Origin of the sequence: Citrobacter sp. Igbk 16 (genome assembly GCF_028069755.1) — a bacterium.
Taxonomy (GTDB): Bacteria; Pseudomonadota; Gammaproteobacteria; order Enterobacterales; family Enterobacteriaceae; genus Citrobacter.
Genome location: NZ_JANEWJ010000004.1, coordinates 1 through 14,070 on the forward strand (window position 1 = coordinate 1; position 14,070 = coordinate 14,070).

The 14,070-nt window shown below is 49.9% G+C and carries 14 protein-coding genes; 2 read left to right on the forward strand and 12 right to left on the reverse strand.

Translation table 11 applies throughout. The features are described from left to right. Window positions 1-78: 78 nt before the first annotated feature. Complete coding sequence (locus NNO03_RS04050) at window positions 79-1,347, reverse strand: Y-family DNA polymerase (protein ID WP_271448889.1); 1,269 nt, start codon at window positions 1,345-1,347, stop codon at window positions 79-81. A 2-nt stretch (window positions 1,348-1,349) separates the two neighbouring features. Next, on the reverse strand, window positions 1,350-1,769 hold the full coding sequence (locus tag NNO03_RS04055) for a translesion error-prone DNA polymerase V autoproteolytic subunit (RefSeq protein WP_271448890.1): 420 nt from the start codon (window positions 1,767-1,769) through the stop codon (window positions 1,350-1,352). A gap of 77 nt (window positions 1,770-1,846) precedes the next feature. On the opposite strand from NNO03_RS04055, the gene NNO03_RS04060 reads away from it, so the two are divergent. After that, the gene (locus NNO03_RS04060) at window positions 1,847-2,089 is read left to right on the forward strand and encodes a DinI family protein (protein WP_181695516.1); all 243 of its coding nucleotides are present in this window, start codon (window positions 1,847-1,849) and stop codon (window positions 2,087-2,089) included. A gap of 104 nt (window positions 2,090-2,193) precedes the next feature. On the opposite strand, the gene NNO03_RS04065 is transcribed toward NNO03_RS04060, so the two are convergent. The 7 genes from NNO03_RS04065 to NNO03_RS04095 form a co-directional block, all read right to left on the reverse strand. Further along, entirely contained in the window at window positions 2,194-3,411 is a 1,218-nt protein-coding gene (locus NNO03_RS04065; RefSeq protein WP_271440821.1) for a tail fiber domain-containing protein, read from the reverse strand. Window positions 3,412-3,476: 65 nt separating this feature from the next. Next, entirely contained in the window at window positions 3,477-3,707 is a 231-nt protein-coding gene (locus NNO03_RS04070; RefSeq protein ID WP_271440822.1) for a cor protein, read from the reverse strand. Window positions 3,708-3,815: 108 nt separating this feature from the next. Further along, a complete protein-coding gene (locus NNO03_RS04075) occupies window positions 3,816-4,478 on the reverse strand; it encodes a hypothetical protein (RefSeq protein WP_271440823.1) in 663 nt (220 codons plus the stop codon). Window positions 4,479-4,805: 327 nt separating this feature from the next. Continuing rightward, entirely contained in the window at window positions 4,806-7,961 is a 3,156-nt protein-coding gene (locus NNO03_RS04080; protein WP_271448891.1) for a host specificity protein J, read from the reverse strand. A gap of 9 nt (window positions 7,962-7,970) precedes the next feature. Then, window positions 7,971-8,498, reverse strand: a complete 528-nt coding sequence (locus tag NNO03_RS04085) for a tail assembly protein (protein WP_271448892.1) — start codon at window positions 8,496-8,498, stop codon at window positions 7,971-7,973. Continuing rightward, a complete protein-coding gene (locus NNO03_RS04090) occupies window positions 8,441-9,160 on the reverse strand; it encodes a C40 family peptidase (RefSeq protein ID WP_271448893.1) in 720 nt (239 codons plus the stop codon). Before NNO03_RS04090 ends, NNO03_RS04085 begins: the two co-directional genes overlap by 58 nt. Beyond that, window positions 9,160-9,864 (reverse strand): phage minor tail protein L, encoded by a 705-nt coding sequence (locus NNO03_RS04095; protein WP_271448894.1) that lies wholly within the window; start codon window positions 9,862-9,864, stop codon window positions 9,160-9,162. The genes NNO03_RS04090 and NNO03_RS04095 overlap by 1 nt, the downstream gene beginning before the upstream one ends. A 109-nt stretch (window positions 9,865-9,973) precedes the next feature. Here NNO03_RS04095 and NNO03_RS04100 point away from each other — a divergent pair, with 109 nt between their 5' ends. After that, window positions 9,974-10,150, forward strand: coding sequence for a hypothetical protein (locus NNO03_RS04100; protein WP_040230880.1), 177 nt, complete (start codon window positions 9,974-9,976; stop codon window positions 10,148-10,150). Here the strand turns inward: NNO03_RS04100 and NNO03_RS04105 are convergent. From NNO03_RS04105 to NNO03_RS04115, 3 genes are read right to left on the reverse strand one after another with little or no spacing between them, the layout of a single operon-like run. Beyond that, complete coding sequence (locus tag NNO03_RS04105; protein WP_271448895.1) at window positions 10,147-10,314, reverse strand: hypothetical protein; 168 nt, start codon at window positions 10,312-10,314, stop codon at window positions 10,147-10,149. The two genes, NNO03_RS04100 and NNO03_RS04105, sit on opposite strands and share 4 nt — an antisense overlap. 10 nt (window positions 10,315-10,324) lie before the next feature. Beyond that, window positions 10,325-10,678, reverse strand: coding sequence for a phage tail protein (locus NNO03_RS04110; protein ID WP_271448896.1), 354 nt, complete (start codon window positions 10,676-10,678; stop codon window positions 10,325-10,327). Next, a complete protein-coding gene (locus tag NNO03_RS04115; RefSeq protein ID WP_271448897.1) occupies window positions 10,678-14,028 on the reverse strand; it encodes a tape measure protein in 3,351 nt (1,116 codons plus the stop codon). Before NNO03_RS04115 ends, NNO03_RS04110 begins: the two co-directional genes overlap by 1 nt. Window positions 14,029-14,070: the final 42 nt, after the last annotated feature.

The following is a 14,070-nucleotide window of genomic DNA, read 5'->3' on the forward strand; positions in this document are numbered from 1 at the left end:
AGCCTTTATAGATAATAATACGCTTATTTTTTGAACCATAATAATTTAATTCTGGTCGCTGCATCGACCTGATGAAACTCATCTGACACTAAGAATATCAGAATACCTGGTGGTATAACGTGGTGACAACATTTCTCTCTTCATCGCCCATTGCTGCTGGAGACCCTGTCCGGCGAAATAAAGCGCCCCCTTGCCTTCCTTTGCATTCAGATGGTCAAGAACTTCCATCAGCTTCTCGCTGCCACGACGTGGCGCATTATCATCAAACAGATTCAACTGGGCTATGCCCTGACTGAAGAAGTCTCCCAGCATGACCCCCGCTTTCTGATATCGATGTCCGTCTTTCCATATTGCATCCAGGCTTCGCGTCGCTGCTGCAATAATGTCCCGACTGTCCTGTGTCGGGGTGAGCAGTTTCACTGATGCACTGTTACCGTAGTACGGTTCGTTCAGCGCAAAGGGTGACGTTTTGACAAAGGTCGATATGAAGCGGCAAAACTGATGCTCGGCGCGCAACTTTTCTGCGGCGCGCGACGCATAACTGCAGATGGCCTGCCGCATAGAGGCATAATCGGTAATGCGCTCCCCGAATGACCGGGAACAAACAATTTCCTGCTTTACTGGCGCAAACTCCTCCAGTTCAAGACAGGGTTCTCCACGAAGCTCGCGCACTGTTCTCTCCAGGACAACATTGAAGTGCTTACGGATAAAACGGATGTCAGTATCTGCCAGATCAAGAACCTTTTTGATCCCCATTGCCTCCAGCTTCTTGCCAATGCGTCGCCCGATACCCCAGACCTCATCAACCGGAAGTGCAGCCAAAAGCTTACGCTGGCGTTCGAGGTTTGATAAATCCACCACGCCTCCCGTCTGTTTCTGCCATTTTTTAGCGGCGTGATTTGCCAGCTTGGCCAGCGTTTTTGTCTGAGCAATACCAACGCCAACCGCCAGGCCCGTATTTTGATAAACCGCATCTTTTAACTCACGCCCAAAATCCTCCAGAACGCGGCAATTCCTCACGCCGGAAACATCACAGAAAGCCTCGTCTATCGAATAAATTTCGCATCGTGGTGATAATGCCTCCAGCGTGGCCATTACCCTGCTGGACATATCCGCATACAGTTCATAATTGCTGCTGAAGCAAACAACACCACATCGGCGGAATAAGTCCTTTTGCCTGAAATACGGGTCTCCCATTTTCACACCAATCATTTTGGCTTCAGCGTTACGGGCAATAACACAGCCATCGTTGTTTGAGAGAACCACAACCGGCCTTCCCTTCAGGTCTGGCCGGAATGCAGTCTCACAACTGGCATAAAACGAGTTCACATCAACCAGAGCAAACATGTTCAGCTTGCCGCTTTCACGATAAACGTCACAACGCCAAAGATATCCAGCGTATCTTCGCTGCTGATCCTGATGGGTGCATAAGCACTGTTTTCAGGAACAAGCATAACGACCGGGTTTAACTGCAGACGTTTGACAGTAAACTCGCCATCAATGGCGGCAATCACAATATCTCCATGCACAGGCTTTCTTGATCGATCGACGACCAGCAAATCGCCATTACCGATACCTGCACCGATCATAGAATCGCCAGATGATTTTACGAAATAGGTCGCACTTGGGTGTTGCACTAACAGCTCGTTGAGATCAATACGTTTCTCAACATAATCCTGCGCTGGCGAAGGAAATCCGCACGGAACCAAATCGCCAAATAAGGGAAGCGCAACGAGCTGACGTAACTCGACTGGTGAATAAAACTTCATAATAAACTCACTCACATTGATACTGTTTATACATACAGTATATACTGTCATTATATACAGTAAAGAGGAGCTAAAGCATGTTCGTGGAACTCGTTTATGACAAAAGGAATTTTGATGGTCTGCCCGGTGCAAAAGACATCATTCTGGGCGAATTGACTAAGAGGGTTCACCGGATTTTCCCGGATGCTGATGTCCGGGTAAAACCGATGATGACACTGCCGGCGATCAACACTGACGCCAGTAAGCATGAGAAAGAACAGATAAGCCGTACTGTTCAGGAAATGTTTGAAGAGGCTGAGTTCTGGCTGGTTTCAGACTAAGAAATGGCGCTGCTGTCCTGGATAAATATAATCTGCGACGACTGGTGGCTATTTGTTGCCAATCGCCGCAACTACTCCTGTCAGAGCTTCGCATTCAATCAGGTTCACTGTGAGCTACCCATATTCTTTAGAATGCTAATTTCTCGCCTCAACTCCTGAACAACCACGACCAGATCTGCAATGACTGCGCGGTCATCAACATTCATCACTGCAAAGTCATCACCGTTTTCATCTGTCGCCGTACCGCCGAAAAATGTGTAGCGATCATCTATGTTTGTCATTTGCTGCGCCAGGAAACCGCGACGCCGTATATTGCTCCCTTTATAGCAATATTCCATAACACCAATTTGGTCTATACGTTCGCCCGCTCCGTCAGAAGCAGGTTCAAAGCCATACTTAATACGTACATCTGATCCATTCCACTGTACAGATCCGTTTCTTCCATTGATGTTTCCATCCTCAACAAAAGCAAAGTTGGCAGCTACAGAAGCATCGCTGGTTATCTGGATTAGGGCGCGGCGGATAGAACCACCATCGAAATTGGCAAAGAACTGGGCTTCACACCTGCTGGTGTCGTTAGTAGCAATTCTTGATACTAATAATGGCCCTTGTGTATTAGCTAATGACCCATCGGGAACATTTTTAATCATGCCAATATTGGCATTACCAGTAGCTGAGCTTGTGAATAAACCACCAGTAAACACCTGAGGTGCAGACCAGGCGTTAGCTCCGCTCAGTAGCGGGATCGAATTACCACTGGTTCCGATACTGGTAGTGGCTGCACTGGTTAATTCCAAACCGGTGCGTGCAGTCGCTGGATTGTTCCCTCCCGTGCCTCCTTGAGTAACACTTAACGGCGTCGTCAGCCCTGTAAGGCTGGTAATATCTGAGTTGTTCCCTTTTTTAGCCTTGTCACTGACGCTGTTTATTAACTTTTTCGCTGATGGTCCTGTTGTCTGGCTGGTATCAGGGAGCGTAATGGTTACATCACCATCTGCAGTGAAAAATTGCTGCCAGTTCTGTTTGTCGTAGTTCAGGCCGCGAAGCGCCTCCGCGCTCTGGGTCACCAGCGCGGCAGTAACCATATTCTGTGCCACACGTGGAACTGCTGACCATGCTGCACCCGATTGCGTGGGACCGGTAAAGTTACTGGCCAGCGTCAGCCCCGTATTGCTTTCGATTGTTTTGACCGGGAGCGTATACGAGATGCCGCCTACAGTAGCAACAACAAAATCGCCTACCGCGAGTTCGGTAGTAAATGAAGTCCCTGCCCCTGATACCTGGGCAGAGTTATTCGTCAGGGTGAGTGTTCCTGCTGACATAGATTTTTCCTGAATTTAGATAATAAAAAACCCTGCCGGAGCAGGGTTCGATATTCATAATTTGATTACTGACATGTGGTACGTGTGAAATTAGTCTTACTGACCCATTTCCAGTTAAACGGGTAGCCAGCCTGATATTGTGTCTGGTTTGCAACCTTGCGGACACCATAAATAGAAACAGCCGTTTTCTGACCACCAACTATTGCGGTTGCAGTGCATACTGGCGATTGTCGTTCGAGAATACCAGAGCATGCAGACAAGGCTAAAACCGCAGGGATAATTAATAAAGTTTTCATATTTTCACTCAACGTGAGTTATTTATAATGAAAATAACAACAGCATGTAATAATAGATAATTGATTTAACAGATCGTTTTAATGATATTGATCGTCAGAAACGATCAATTAATCATAAATATCAACTCTGGTGATAATGACATTCCCATGCCCGTTGGTAAATCCAAGCCCTGACACTCCTGTCGAGGAGCCACCATCACTGTAAGCAACTATCCGTGTGCCCGCCCCCTCACCGCACGCTATGACGCGTATATTCGACTGCCAGGGGCGCGGTAACGGGTCATTAATAACCCCGACAGCAATCCCCAGATACTCAGGTACAACACCCCACTTGCCTGATTTTAAGATATTAGTATTAATCCCGTTATCTGACGCCGTTCCGACGCCCCCTACTTTTTCCAGGTCGGATAAGGTTCGGGTCTCGTTGGTTAAAATGCAGGTTCTGGATGCATCCCAGATGGCGAGACCATAATCAGGCAACGACTGCGGGAATATAGAGAAGAAATAAACGTCCATCCGCGTACCGACTGCGGCATTGCGCAATGATATCGTGCAGGTTCCGTTGGCAATATCTGACCATAGCGCCCCCTGGCCAGTGGTATAGACAAACGGGATTATAGGCTGACTGACATCATAACTTTGTGTTACTGACGTGATTGTGGACGCCGTTGCAACGGTAACGCTTTTCTTCACAAACAGCGCCAGAGGAATGCTTTCCGGGCTAACCCATACTTCACCGGATGATGTTGCTAATAAAACCCCGTATGACATATCACCCCTTCTCTATGGTAATGACCAGGAATGCGCGGGCTGCCTGGAATGTATCGGCGGCGTACTCCGTATCGCCGGCAGCGGACACTGTTATCGTATTACCTGACACGCTAACTCTGCGTCTGCCACTACCCATCCCTCCGGAGCTCGTCTCCGATGCGTTTGCGACGTGGTAATAATTTAACTTTAAGCCTGGCGGCAAAGGGACAGTCCATGAACCTGACTTCTGCCCATTGGCTAATACTTGCGTCCCGTATACCGAAACAGGCTTTATGCCATAGTTATTAGGGACGCCGCTCGCGTTCCATGTTTGTACGCCCCATACCATCAGAACACTCCCGTTATTTTTCCAATTTGTACACGGAGAACGCCATTCCCGTCCTTAACGCTCTGGGTTGTGTTGGTGATTTTCATTGCCCCCTCACCGGCAACTGCTCCATTCATTTCAAACGTTCCGTCCGATTTCATGATGGTGCCTGTCTGACCCGCTACGTAATTAGCTGAATACCATGAGCCAACTTTCGCCAAAGTGAATGACGCATAGTCAATAAATGCTTCGTTAATAAATACCTGACCATTAGAGGTCAGGAATGCAGCCTTATAATTACCAGGGTCACTTCCTGAATAAATACCAAACTGATCAGCAGCAAAAACCACAGTCGATTTATAGGTGCTTCCTGATGGCTCAATGGAAATACCGAAACCAGCGTTATACAAAACATCATTTCTTTTAATGCCAAGATTAAGAGTATATGACGCTTTAGCATTACCATTATCTTCAACCTGGGCAGTAAGCTTTTCATTTACCGCCGCCGTTAACTCTCCGTTCGGGCCAATTTGCGCCTGCACATAGGTAGATAAATCAGCTAATCCCTTTTCAGCAGTAGCTACCGTAGTTTTTACAACCAATATATCAGCCCGGACCTCCCCATACTGAGCCCACTGGTGTTCCACGGTTCCGTGGTTTGCCAGCGCATTTGACATGACACATTCCAGATTAGTATCAACACCCTCCTGAACATTTTTAAACGCTTCTGACCCTCGTATTTGCTCATCAATAAGCTCTATCATTCCTGGAATATCAGATGACGCCTGCCCGGATGCTTCAACAAATTCAGATACCCCGAAAGCATTCCTGGTACGGACATAAACGTAATACGTTTTATCTGCCTGCAGACCATGAAGCGTCCACTGGTTAGAACGCCCGAGGAACTGAGTCTGGTCTTCAATGTCTGCCGGATTGACAATCTGATTTTGCCCAGAGAACCAGAATTCAAACGAAGTGTCTGTCGTTGCAGTAATGCGCATAACAGGAACCAGGTCAGCTGAGAACAAGCCTGGCGTCCAGATAACACTAGATGGCGCAGGTGGCGCACCGATGACCATGCTGATTTGTGTTTCAGCGCCTTTCATTCCGTTTTCATTGCGACCGCGAACACCAAGCGTGTAGCTACCAGCATTCAGACCGAAAAACTCATAGCGGAACTGGTCTGTTTCGTACTGAGTAACCACTTTGCCGTCGTCGGTATACACGTATAACTCAAACACCAGCTTTTTAGTGGTGGTTGCCGTCTCCCAGGTGGAAGTGACCTGGACTGTCTCAGAGTTTGTGTTGATGATGCGCAGGTTCTCCACGTTCGGCACGCGGTAACCGTTCAGCGTATCGTTGGGAACTTCAAACACGGCTCCTTCATCAACAATGACCTGTTTGTTCCGATCATGCTGTGATGCAGTAATGCTGTAGACTGAATTGTTATCCGTCTCTGCAACGCTCAGGATGCGGAAGAGTCTGGTAGAAACGTTGCGGGTAGAAATGGCAAATACAGTGCCGTCACGAACCCATACTGGAGTTGTTTTCAACGTCACTATATTGTCCGCAATGCTGACAATCTCATACCTAATGAACTTGCCGTCACCGCCCATGATCGACATGGTGTCGCCTTCTGATATCAGAGACGAATCAACCGCATCAACAGTGATGTTGTTACCCGCATGCGACATAATGCGGCCACCAAGACGCGCACCAGCATAGTTGTTATCCATGATTTCAACGATGTCACCCGGTGTGAAGTGGATAGCATCGCGCGCCATCTGGAACGACAACCTGCTGCTCTCGCGCTTTGCGGTTTCCAGCAGCCATTTTCCTGCTCGCCATGCCTGACCGCGTGAGGTACAGCCGAATGCTTCCAGAGTGGTTTCGTTGTAGTTGCCGCGGGCGATCATCTCATCGTCGGAAACATACTCTTTTACCTGCTCCCAGCCGTTATCCGGGTCAGTCCAGGATACAACAACTGCATTGTATTTCTCTGATCGCTTCACGGAGCTACGTTTGAACTCGCCATCAACCACGTTAGCATTTGTAATTGTCGCTATCGGATCCTGTGGCGCGTCAAGCATGACAGACAGGCGCATCCCGTCCCACAGCGCAATACCGCGAAACATGCTCGCTATCTTGTCAAGAATGTCACGCGCACTCGCCTGTTCGGTAATATAAGCATTCAGCGTCATTCTTGGTTCCTGACCGCCGTAGCCGTCATTAACAAGTTGATCGCAATACCGTGAAAGAACATAGAGTGCGCCGTCATCTACATCGATATAACCGGCACGCTTCGCCAGACCAAAACGGGTATTCTTCGCCAGTTCACGAAACAACCAGGCCGGATTGTTAGTCCATGCTTTTTTGAATCCGCCAGTCCACAGGCCGGAATAGGTTCTGGCGATCGGATCGTAGTTGTCAGGTACGTCCACAATCAGGCCGCGAAGATGATATGTCCTGCTTGGGGTGTCGGTGTACTGGTCACGATCGATAACCGCGCCCGCAATAGCAGAGAACGGATAGTTCAGGTTATCGTCGGTGATCTCGCTGTAGCTGTTCCAGATTGTGCCGTTTGACAGCAAATCACTGGTGCTGTCCGGTGTAATGCGTCTGACACGAATATCGAACGGTTTGATTTCTGGCGCATCAATCAGGTGCGCCTCAAGATACTCGCCGGAAATTTTCCCAGGACCTATAGTAACGTTTTTTTCGATAACCCATCCGGTTGAACCGGTTCTGGACTCGATGACCATAGTTACTGAGGTGTTTTTTTGGTTTCCTTTGGTGTCCTGCTCGACCAGCCCGGTTGTCCCGACGTTAAAACGAACGCGGGTTACATCCTGGTCTGTAATGGTGCGTACCAGCGGTGTATCGTAGTTGACTTCCGTATTAACGATGGTTGTTGCTTCGATTGCAGAGAAGCCATTAATTGGCGACTGCGTTTCAGATCCCGGCCTCCATGCTACGCTTACGCCGTTGACGCTGACGTTTCCGTTGGCGTCAGTAACCGGCGTTTTATTCAGCCTGAATGAAGACAGATGTGACTGATCAATCGGGCCATAGATTGGTCCTTCCGAAATAAGGTCAAGCACCCGGTAAAATTGTTTGGATTTGAGGTTATCATCGAGGAGTTTGGGGGTTGATGCTTTACCGCCACCTGAAGACATAGCGCCACCTTAGCTGATTGATTCTGTCCAGTCCTGATTGTTACTTGTGTCAATGCCGAGAGAAATGACGTTCGAGCCGACCTCCATTTCTCCGAGAAGAATTGGCACCGGACGCCCTTGCCCGACGCGGTTTTCTGCGCTGGTAAATGAGTTGTTGGTCAGCGTGTTATTCTCTGCCGATTCTGCTGATGTTTTAGTTTTCATGTTGCGGGCCATATAAATAGAGTACGCAACAGATGCAGCGGCGATGACCAGAGTGGCAACAAGAGCGACAGTTCCCGAAATAGCCCCCTCAATTACCGGCACAAACAACACTGTAGAACCGTCTTTAAGGTTTCTGTCCATATGCCACTGCACGGAATCTTCTGTCACCTCATCACCTGCAACACGCATCCTGATCCGGGAACCAAGAAATGCTTTTTTAAATTCGTGATTCTGGGAAAGGAGCAACCGCAATCCCTGCGCTGGCGTATCAACGTTCAGAGAGACCTGGCGGTAAAATCGGCGTAAATTGCCCGCAAATTTAAAGATGAGCACTGTTCATGTCTCCATATGGAATGCATCTGCTTAACGTATGCCGGACGCATAGTCTCTCTCCGGCTCAGGTGTCCGGTGTGGTCATGGTGAAGCACCATATTGTCTTCGAGAAGAATCATTGCGTGGCAGGGGTTGGCGCCGGGGAATGGTTGTCTGATAATGACGTCGCCTGGTTGCGCCTCCCCTGGCGATACCTGGTAAAAGCCATTGAGCGGCATGTTTTTCAGGTAGAGGTTTTCACCACGTAACCACCAACCATTCGCACGTTCAAAGTTCGGCAGGTCAATGCCGCACAGATGATATGCATCTCTGAACAGGGTGTAGCAGTCCATGACACCATGCTCGAACTTACGCCCCAGCAAGAAAGGCACTGGTCTGTATTTGCGAATTCTTCCACTACATGCCAGCCACCACGGAAGCCCTGTAACCTCTTGCATCTGGCGATCAGCGCCAGACAGGTACGGTACGTTTTGCGGGTGCGAGTGAAAAACCGCCGTCACCTCTCCTGCCTCCTCAGCTGCCAGCCAGTCATCATCGCTGACGCGGAAATGCTTGCCCGGATCGGAATGCGTATTCCGACAACGGAACAGTCGATCGCCATCAAGGATTAAACCGCATACCTCATCCTGCGACAATGCTGCATATTCGAGTAACTCTTGCATCAGGAAACCTTCTGAGAACCGGGGAAACTGCTGATTGGCATTGGTTCCGGTCGCGGATAACGGAAGCGGCAGCCGCTACGTCGGTGAGAACACTTGTCTTTCGCCGGGTCAGTGGTTGGATTGTCGCGCTCATCTGCAACGGGAGGCCCGTCATATCCACACCCGACGCCTCGATACTGCCACTGACACACGTCGGCCAGAATAGTGCGAGCCGGGATAATGGCGTTATCACAGTCGATAGGTGTCGCCAGCGTGTAGGTCACCTGCTCGAATGTCTCTTCCGTCATCTCTTCAACAACATAGCGGGAAACTGCTTCCTGTGTTGGATCGGCATCAGGGTTGCCGTTCGGAAAATTCACCGCGTCCAGGTATTTAACAGGAACCTGTCGCCGGGTGATAACGACTCCCAGCATGTCATCAAAGTCATAGTTGATACCCGTTAGTAAGCCGGTAACGTTCGCCACCGCCATTGACGGTCGGGCATAAGTGCCTTCGTTCTTTGACTCGAATCCTTCCACAGCTATTGGGTACGCCTGATACTGGTTACCTTTCCATATAACATTACCGTAATAGCCGTTTGTTCCGGAATGGAAACGGATAAGGTCACCACCAAAGGGTTGCAGGTCAGCTTCGAACAAATCGATGAATGCGCCTACTCCGGCGTCTACGCTGTCGATAATTAAATTTGCTGGTATGTCGCGCACGGCAAACTCCCATAAAAAAGCCGCTCGACGGCGGCTACTGATCATTTGTCAGGATGTGAAACAAAATAAAGAGGGGTTAGGCTGAAGCTTCAACATAAAAGGAGGTTTTATGTCTGGACTGATAAACCCAAAAGACTCACCGGAAGAATCAGCGTATGCATTATTGATTGAAATGATCAGAGCCCAAAGAGTACCCGTTTACTCCAGCGGGAATATTTCTAGTCTTCTGGATATGTATGACCAGGCTGTGAAGCATTTTAAAAGTAAGGATAATGAAAGCAGTTAATTCCCCTCGCAAAGCCTGATAAAACTATCGCGAACGGATTCGGCTACAGCTTTGGCCTTTTCCGTTCGTTTATCATCTTCCCACATCGATACCCCTTCAAGTTCGCGAGAAAGCGTTTTTGCTGCGGCTTCAATTACATGATCAGGTAGTTCGGTGAATTTCATAATAATCCCCTTATCGTGGCACTTGTTCAAACGTGGCCGTCAGTTCAAACAGCGGCCCGGTTTTTGTCATATTCCAGGAGCGGCAGACAAACAGCGCCTGCACTCCGGTATCTGATGGCGTCCAGTAGAACGCCTCAACAGCCATTCTTGCTGTGAGGAAAGCGTCGGCTTCCTTTGCTGCATTCGGCCTGCTGCAGGCGCTGTCCTCTACCCCCTTGAACGTCAGTGAGTACTTGGTCATCAGTGGGTTGATACCTTTCGTCTGGCGCTGTTCGTAGCCATCACCGAGTTTAACGACCGCTACGTTAGGCGTGCTCTCGATGGTGTAGGCTTTCTGAGGAGACCAGGTGAATGTTTCCGGCATTATTTTCTCCTCGGCTGGATCATGCCGTTAGGGCGATTTGCCTGATCATTTATCTGGAACAAAGCAACCCGCTTCATCATGGATTCCATCTGTTTTATCGTGGCCTGATCGATGCCGCCGGTAGTATTAATTTCGAAGTTGATGTGCTGTACGATACCGCCACCGTCACTTCCGCCGCCCTGCATATCCCGGTTGCTGATCACCTTCCCGTTGTCGCCAGGTATCATGTACTGATTGCCGTTCGATGCCTTGAAGATTTCGGGCTTCCCACCCTCACCAACGCGATACATACTGTTGGCGCTTACCGGGCCACCGTGCTCGCGAGCGCCGGCCAAAGCCATCCCCTTTGCTGACAGAAGGGAACCAGCGTAAGCCGCCTGACCTACTGCAGCGGCGCTGCCGTAGGTGGCGATCGAGGCGCTCATTGCCGCCGGGGCCCACGCTGAAGCCGCTGCCGTGGCCTGAGCCATTGTCGATGCCAGTGATGCGGCGGCTGCGGCCTGACCCATTAACTGGCTCTTGACCCACTCGATCCCCATCTGCACCAGACTACCAACAACGCTGTTGAGTATTGTCGTGCCGATGTTGGCAAATGCCTCCTGAAGACTTTGGGTTCCGCTAATGAGACCGGTCAGAGCATTAGTCGCTCCGCTTTGCAGTCCTTCCAAAGAGGATGCCAGTAACTCATTGGCCTGACTCTGGTTGCGGAAAATTTTCCACTGCGCGGCGATGCGTGCCTGTTCATACTCGGTATCAGCGGCATTCTTCAGCGCAAGAGCATTATCGTGCGTGATGACGCCTTGCTGCTCGAATTGCTGAATGAGAGCTAATTGCCGCGCGTGCTGATTGGCAAGCTGCTGAACTGGATCAACTTCTGCCACAGCTGATTGCATTGGGCTAACTGCTTGCTGAGAACGGATCTTTGCCAGATTAGCCTGATGTTGTTGCTCTAACACCTCACTGGTTTGATTGTATTGTTGCTGGCTGATTTTTTTCGCATCCAGCGCAGTTTTCAGATCCTGAACATCCTGCTTATAACTGGCGTTCTCGCGCGCTTCCGGTAATAACTTCTCAGCAGCGGCCTGCGCTTTAAGTGCATTGGCTGTGTCCCAAATTTCGCCTCGATATTTGCCAGCCAGCGCTATTTGTTCCTGGGTAGCACCTTTACCAAGTGATTGCTGTGCTGCGAGAATGGCTTGCTCTCTGCTCAGCTCAGAAGTAGAACCGGCAGCAAGCTCAGACTGTTGCTTCAAATTCGCAAGTTTTTGGGCGATTGTTTCTTGCTGATTTGCGTATTTGGTCGCTTCAGACGTGGCATCTTTAGTTTCCTTTTTGCCTTTCTGCTGAGCTTGCTGGGCGTCGTATTCAGCAGCGGCCCTTTCCCTCGCCAGTCTGACATCAGCTTCAGTTCCACCAAGTTTTCTGATGTCCTGCTCAACCTTCAACTGCGCACGCTTACGATCGTTAAGCTCGCTCTGGAGTGTCACCTGGTCTTGCAGTTTATCAAGGTAGTCCTGAACATCTTTCGAGCGCTCTACCATCAAACTGCTGGAGTTGAATTTCTCCTTCGCGTTTGCGGCAAAGTTAATCATGTCGCCAAGCTTGCCCATCATGCCAGCGGTGATAACAGCTTCCTCACCATCCCGGCGAAGCAGGTCAATACCTTGCCTCATCGTGCCATTAAGCGTGGCGCGTCCGATGTTAATAGCGTTCTGGGTCTGGCTGAGGCGATTCTGAGCACGCTCAAGATCGAGAGTTGCAATCGCTAATTTATCCTGGGCACCACCTAATGCTTCAGCAGCCTGACGTCCTCGAGTGGTGTTCGTTCCCCAGTTAGCGATCTCTCTTTCTTGCCTCTGAACAGCAGCTGTAGCGTCGTTAAATTCTTTCTGTGCGTCTGCTACCGCATCGCTTAGCTCTGGCAGATTCTGGCTTAACTTGCCAATGGTGGCTGCCAACTCGGTATGCGACATGGTCTGGAACTTAGCGCTAAGTTCATTGACGCTATCTGCTAAGTTATTGGCATCGTCTCTGGCCTCTTTAGCTCGCTGGGAGAAATATAGAATCGCACTGGCCGCTAGCATGGCCGCGCCCGCAGGACCGCCAATCAGAGCCAGCCCGCGGCTAATCATTCCTACACCCATCGATAAACCAGACTGTGCTGTTTTATTCGCCGCCAAAGCACGGTTGTAATTATCAACGGCACTAGAAGCGGCTACACGAGCTGCTGATAATCGTTGTTCGGCCGCAGTAGCATTTGCTGCACTAATCGCAGTTAGCTTCATCATCTCGGCAAGTCGGATCTCGTCCAGCGCCCGTTCTTTTGCGACAGCGGCTGCGCGGAGATCTGCGGCGGCTTTATTTGCAACGGCTTGCGCCGCCTGTATTTCCGCAGCGGCTTGGTTCTTTGCAGCAATGGCAGTTTTGATTTTTTCAGCCGTCGCCAGCGTTAGCGCACCAACATAACGACTCCCGATTACCGCAGCAACGGCTGTCAATATCCCGCTAAGTACACCAATGTTTTCGCTGACACTGACAATGGCATCATTGAAAATCGCAACGCCGGTTTTTACCGTGGAGTTTTCACCAAAGAATTTGGTGATGTTATTGCCTGCAACCTGCAAAGCCTGACTGATGGTGGTTGTTGTGTTGGCAAATTCAGCACCAATCGTTGCTCCCTGCGACAGTAGCCCGTTAACCACTACGTCTGTAGTCAACTTACCGGCAGCAGCCATGCTACGCATTTGCCCGATGCTTACGCCCATAGAATCGGCTAACGCGACAATCAGACGGTTACCCTGCTCATTTACTGAGTTAAATTCCTCGCCACGAAGGGCTCCAGATGCCAGACCTTGCGAGAGCTGAATAATGGCATTTTCTGCTTCCTGAGCGGTGGCACCAGAAACAACAAAACCTTGGTTGATTATCGTCGTAAGCTTCGTCAGATCCTGTGCGCTTGTGCCGTATTCTCTGGTAGCCCGTTCAAGGCGGGCATAAAGCGATGCAGTTGCATCCAGGCTGCCGCGAGTCTGTTGAGTAATGTCGAATACGCGCTGCGTGACATCAACTAATTGCTCGCTAGGGCGCAGGGAGTTTGCGAGTTTGTTATTAACGGTCGCCCATACATCAGCGTACTCAGAGACCTGTTGCACAGATAATGCCGCAGCGAGGGAGGTTGCGACACCGGAAAGGCGCAGCATTGAACGCTCAGTGTTGCCAACAGCTTTAGTCGTGCCATCAAAACCGCGCTCAAGTGTATCGAGGCGTTGATTTACTCGCGCTTGCGCTGTAATCAACCCCTGCACATCCATTTCGATGTCGTAGTAAATCCCACCTGCATTTGCTGGCATTACCTTTCTCCTGGCAATAAAAAAAACCCGCCGGAGCGAGGC

Coding starts and splice junctions, on each gene's coding strand:
- NNO03_RS04050 (WP_271448889.1), bottom strand. CDS start 1,347: ATGTTTGCTCTGGTTGATGTGAACTCGTTTTATGCCAGTTGTGAGACT.
- NNO03_RS04055 (WP_271448890.1), bottom strand. CDS start 1,769: ATGAAGTTTTATTCACCAGTCGAGTTACGTCAGCTCGTTGCGCTTCCC.
- NNO03_RS04115 (WP_271448897.1), bottom strand. CDS start 14,028: ATGCCAGCAAATGCAGGTGGGATTTACTACGACATCGAAATGGATGTG.
- NNO03_RS04075 (WP_271440823.1), bottom strand. CDS start 4,478: ATGTCATACGGGGTTTTATTAGCAACATCATCCGGTGAAGTATGGGTT.
- NNO03_RS04090 (WP_271448893.1), bottom strand. CDS start 9,160: ATGCAAGAGTTACTCGAATATGCAGCATTGTCGCAGGATGAGGTATGC.
- NNO03_RS04100 (WP_040230880.1), top strand. CDS start 9,974: ATGTCTGGACTGATAAACCCAAAAGACTCACCGGAAGAATCAGCGTAT.
- NNO03_RS04070 (WP_271440822.1), bottom strand. CDS start 3,707: ATGAAAACTTTATTAATTATCCCTGCGGTTTTAGCCTTGTCTGCATGC.
- NNO03_RS04080 (WP_271448891.1), bottom strand. CDS start 7,961: ATGTCTTCAGGTGGCGGTAAAGCATCAACCCCCAAACTCCTCGATGAT.
- NNO03_RS04105 (WP_271448895.1), bottom strand. CDS start 10,314: ATGAAATTCACCGAACTACCTGATCATGTAATTGAAGCCGCAGCAAAA.
- NNO03_RS04060 (WP_181695516.1), top strand. CDS start 1,847: ATGTTCGTGGAACTCGTTTATGACAAAAGGAATTTTGATGGTCTGCCC.
- NNO03_RS04065 (WP_271440821.1), bottom strand. CDS start 3,411: ATGTCAGCAGGAACACTCACCCTGACGAATAACTCTGCCCAGGTATCA.
- NNO03_RS04110 (WP_271448896.1), bottom strand. CDS start 10,678: ATGCCGGAAACATTCACCTGGTCTCCTCAGAAAGCCTACACCATCGAG.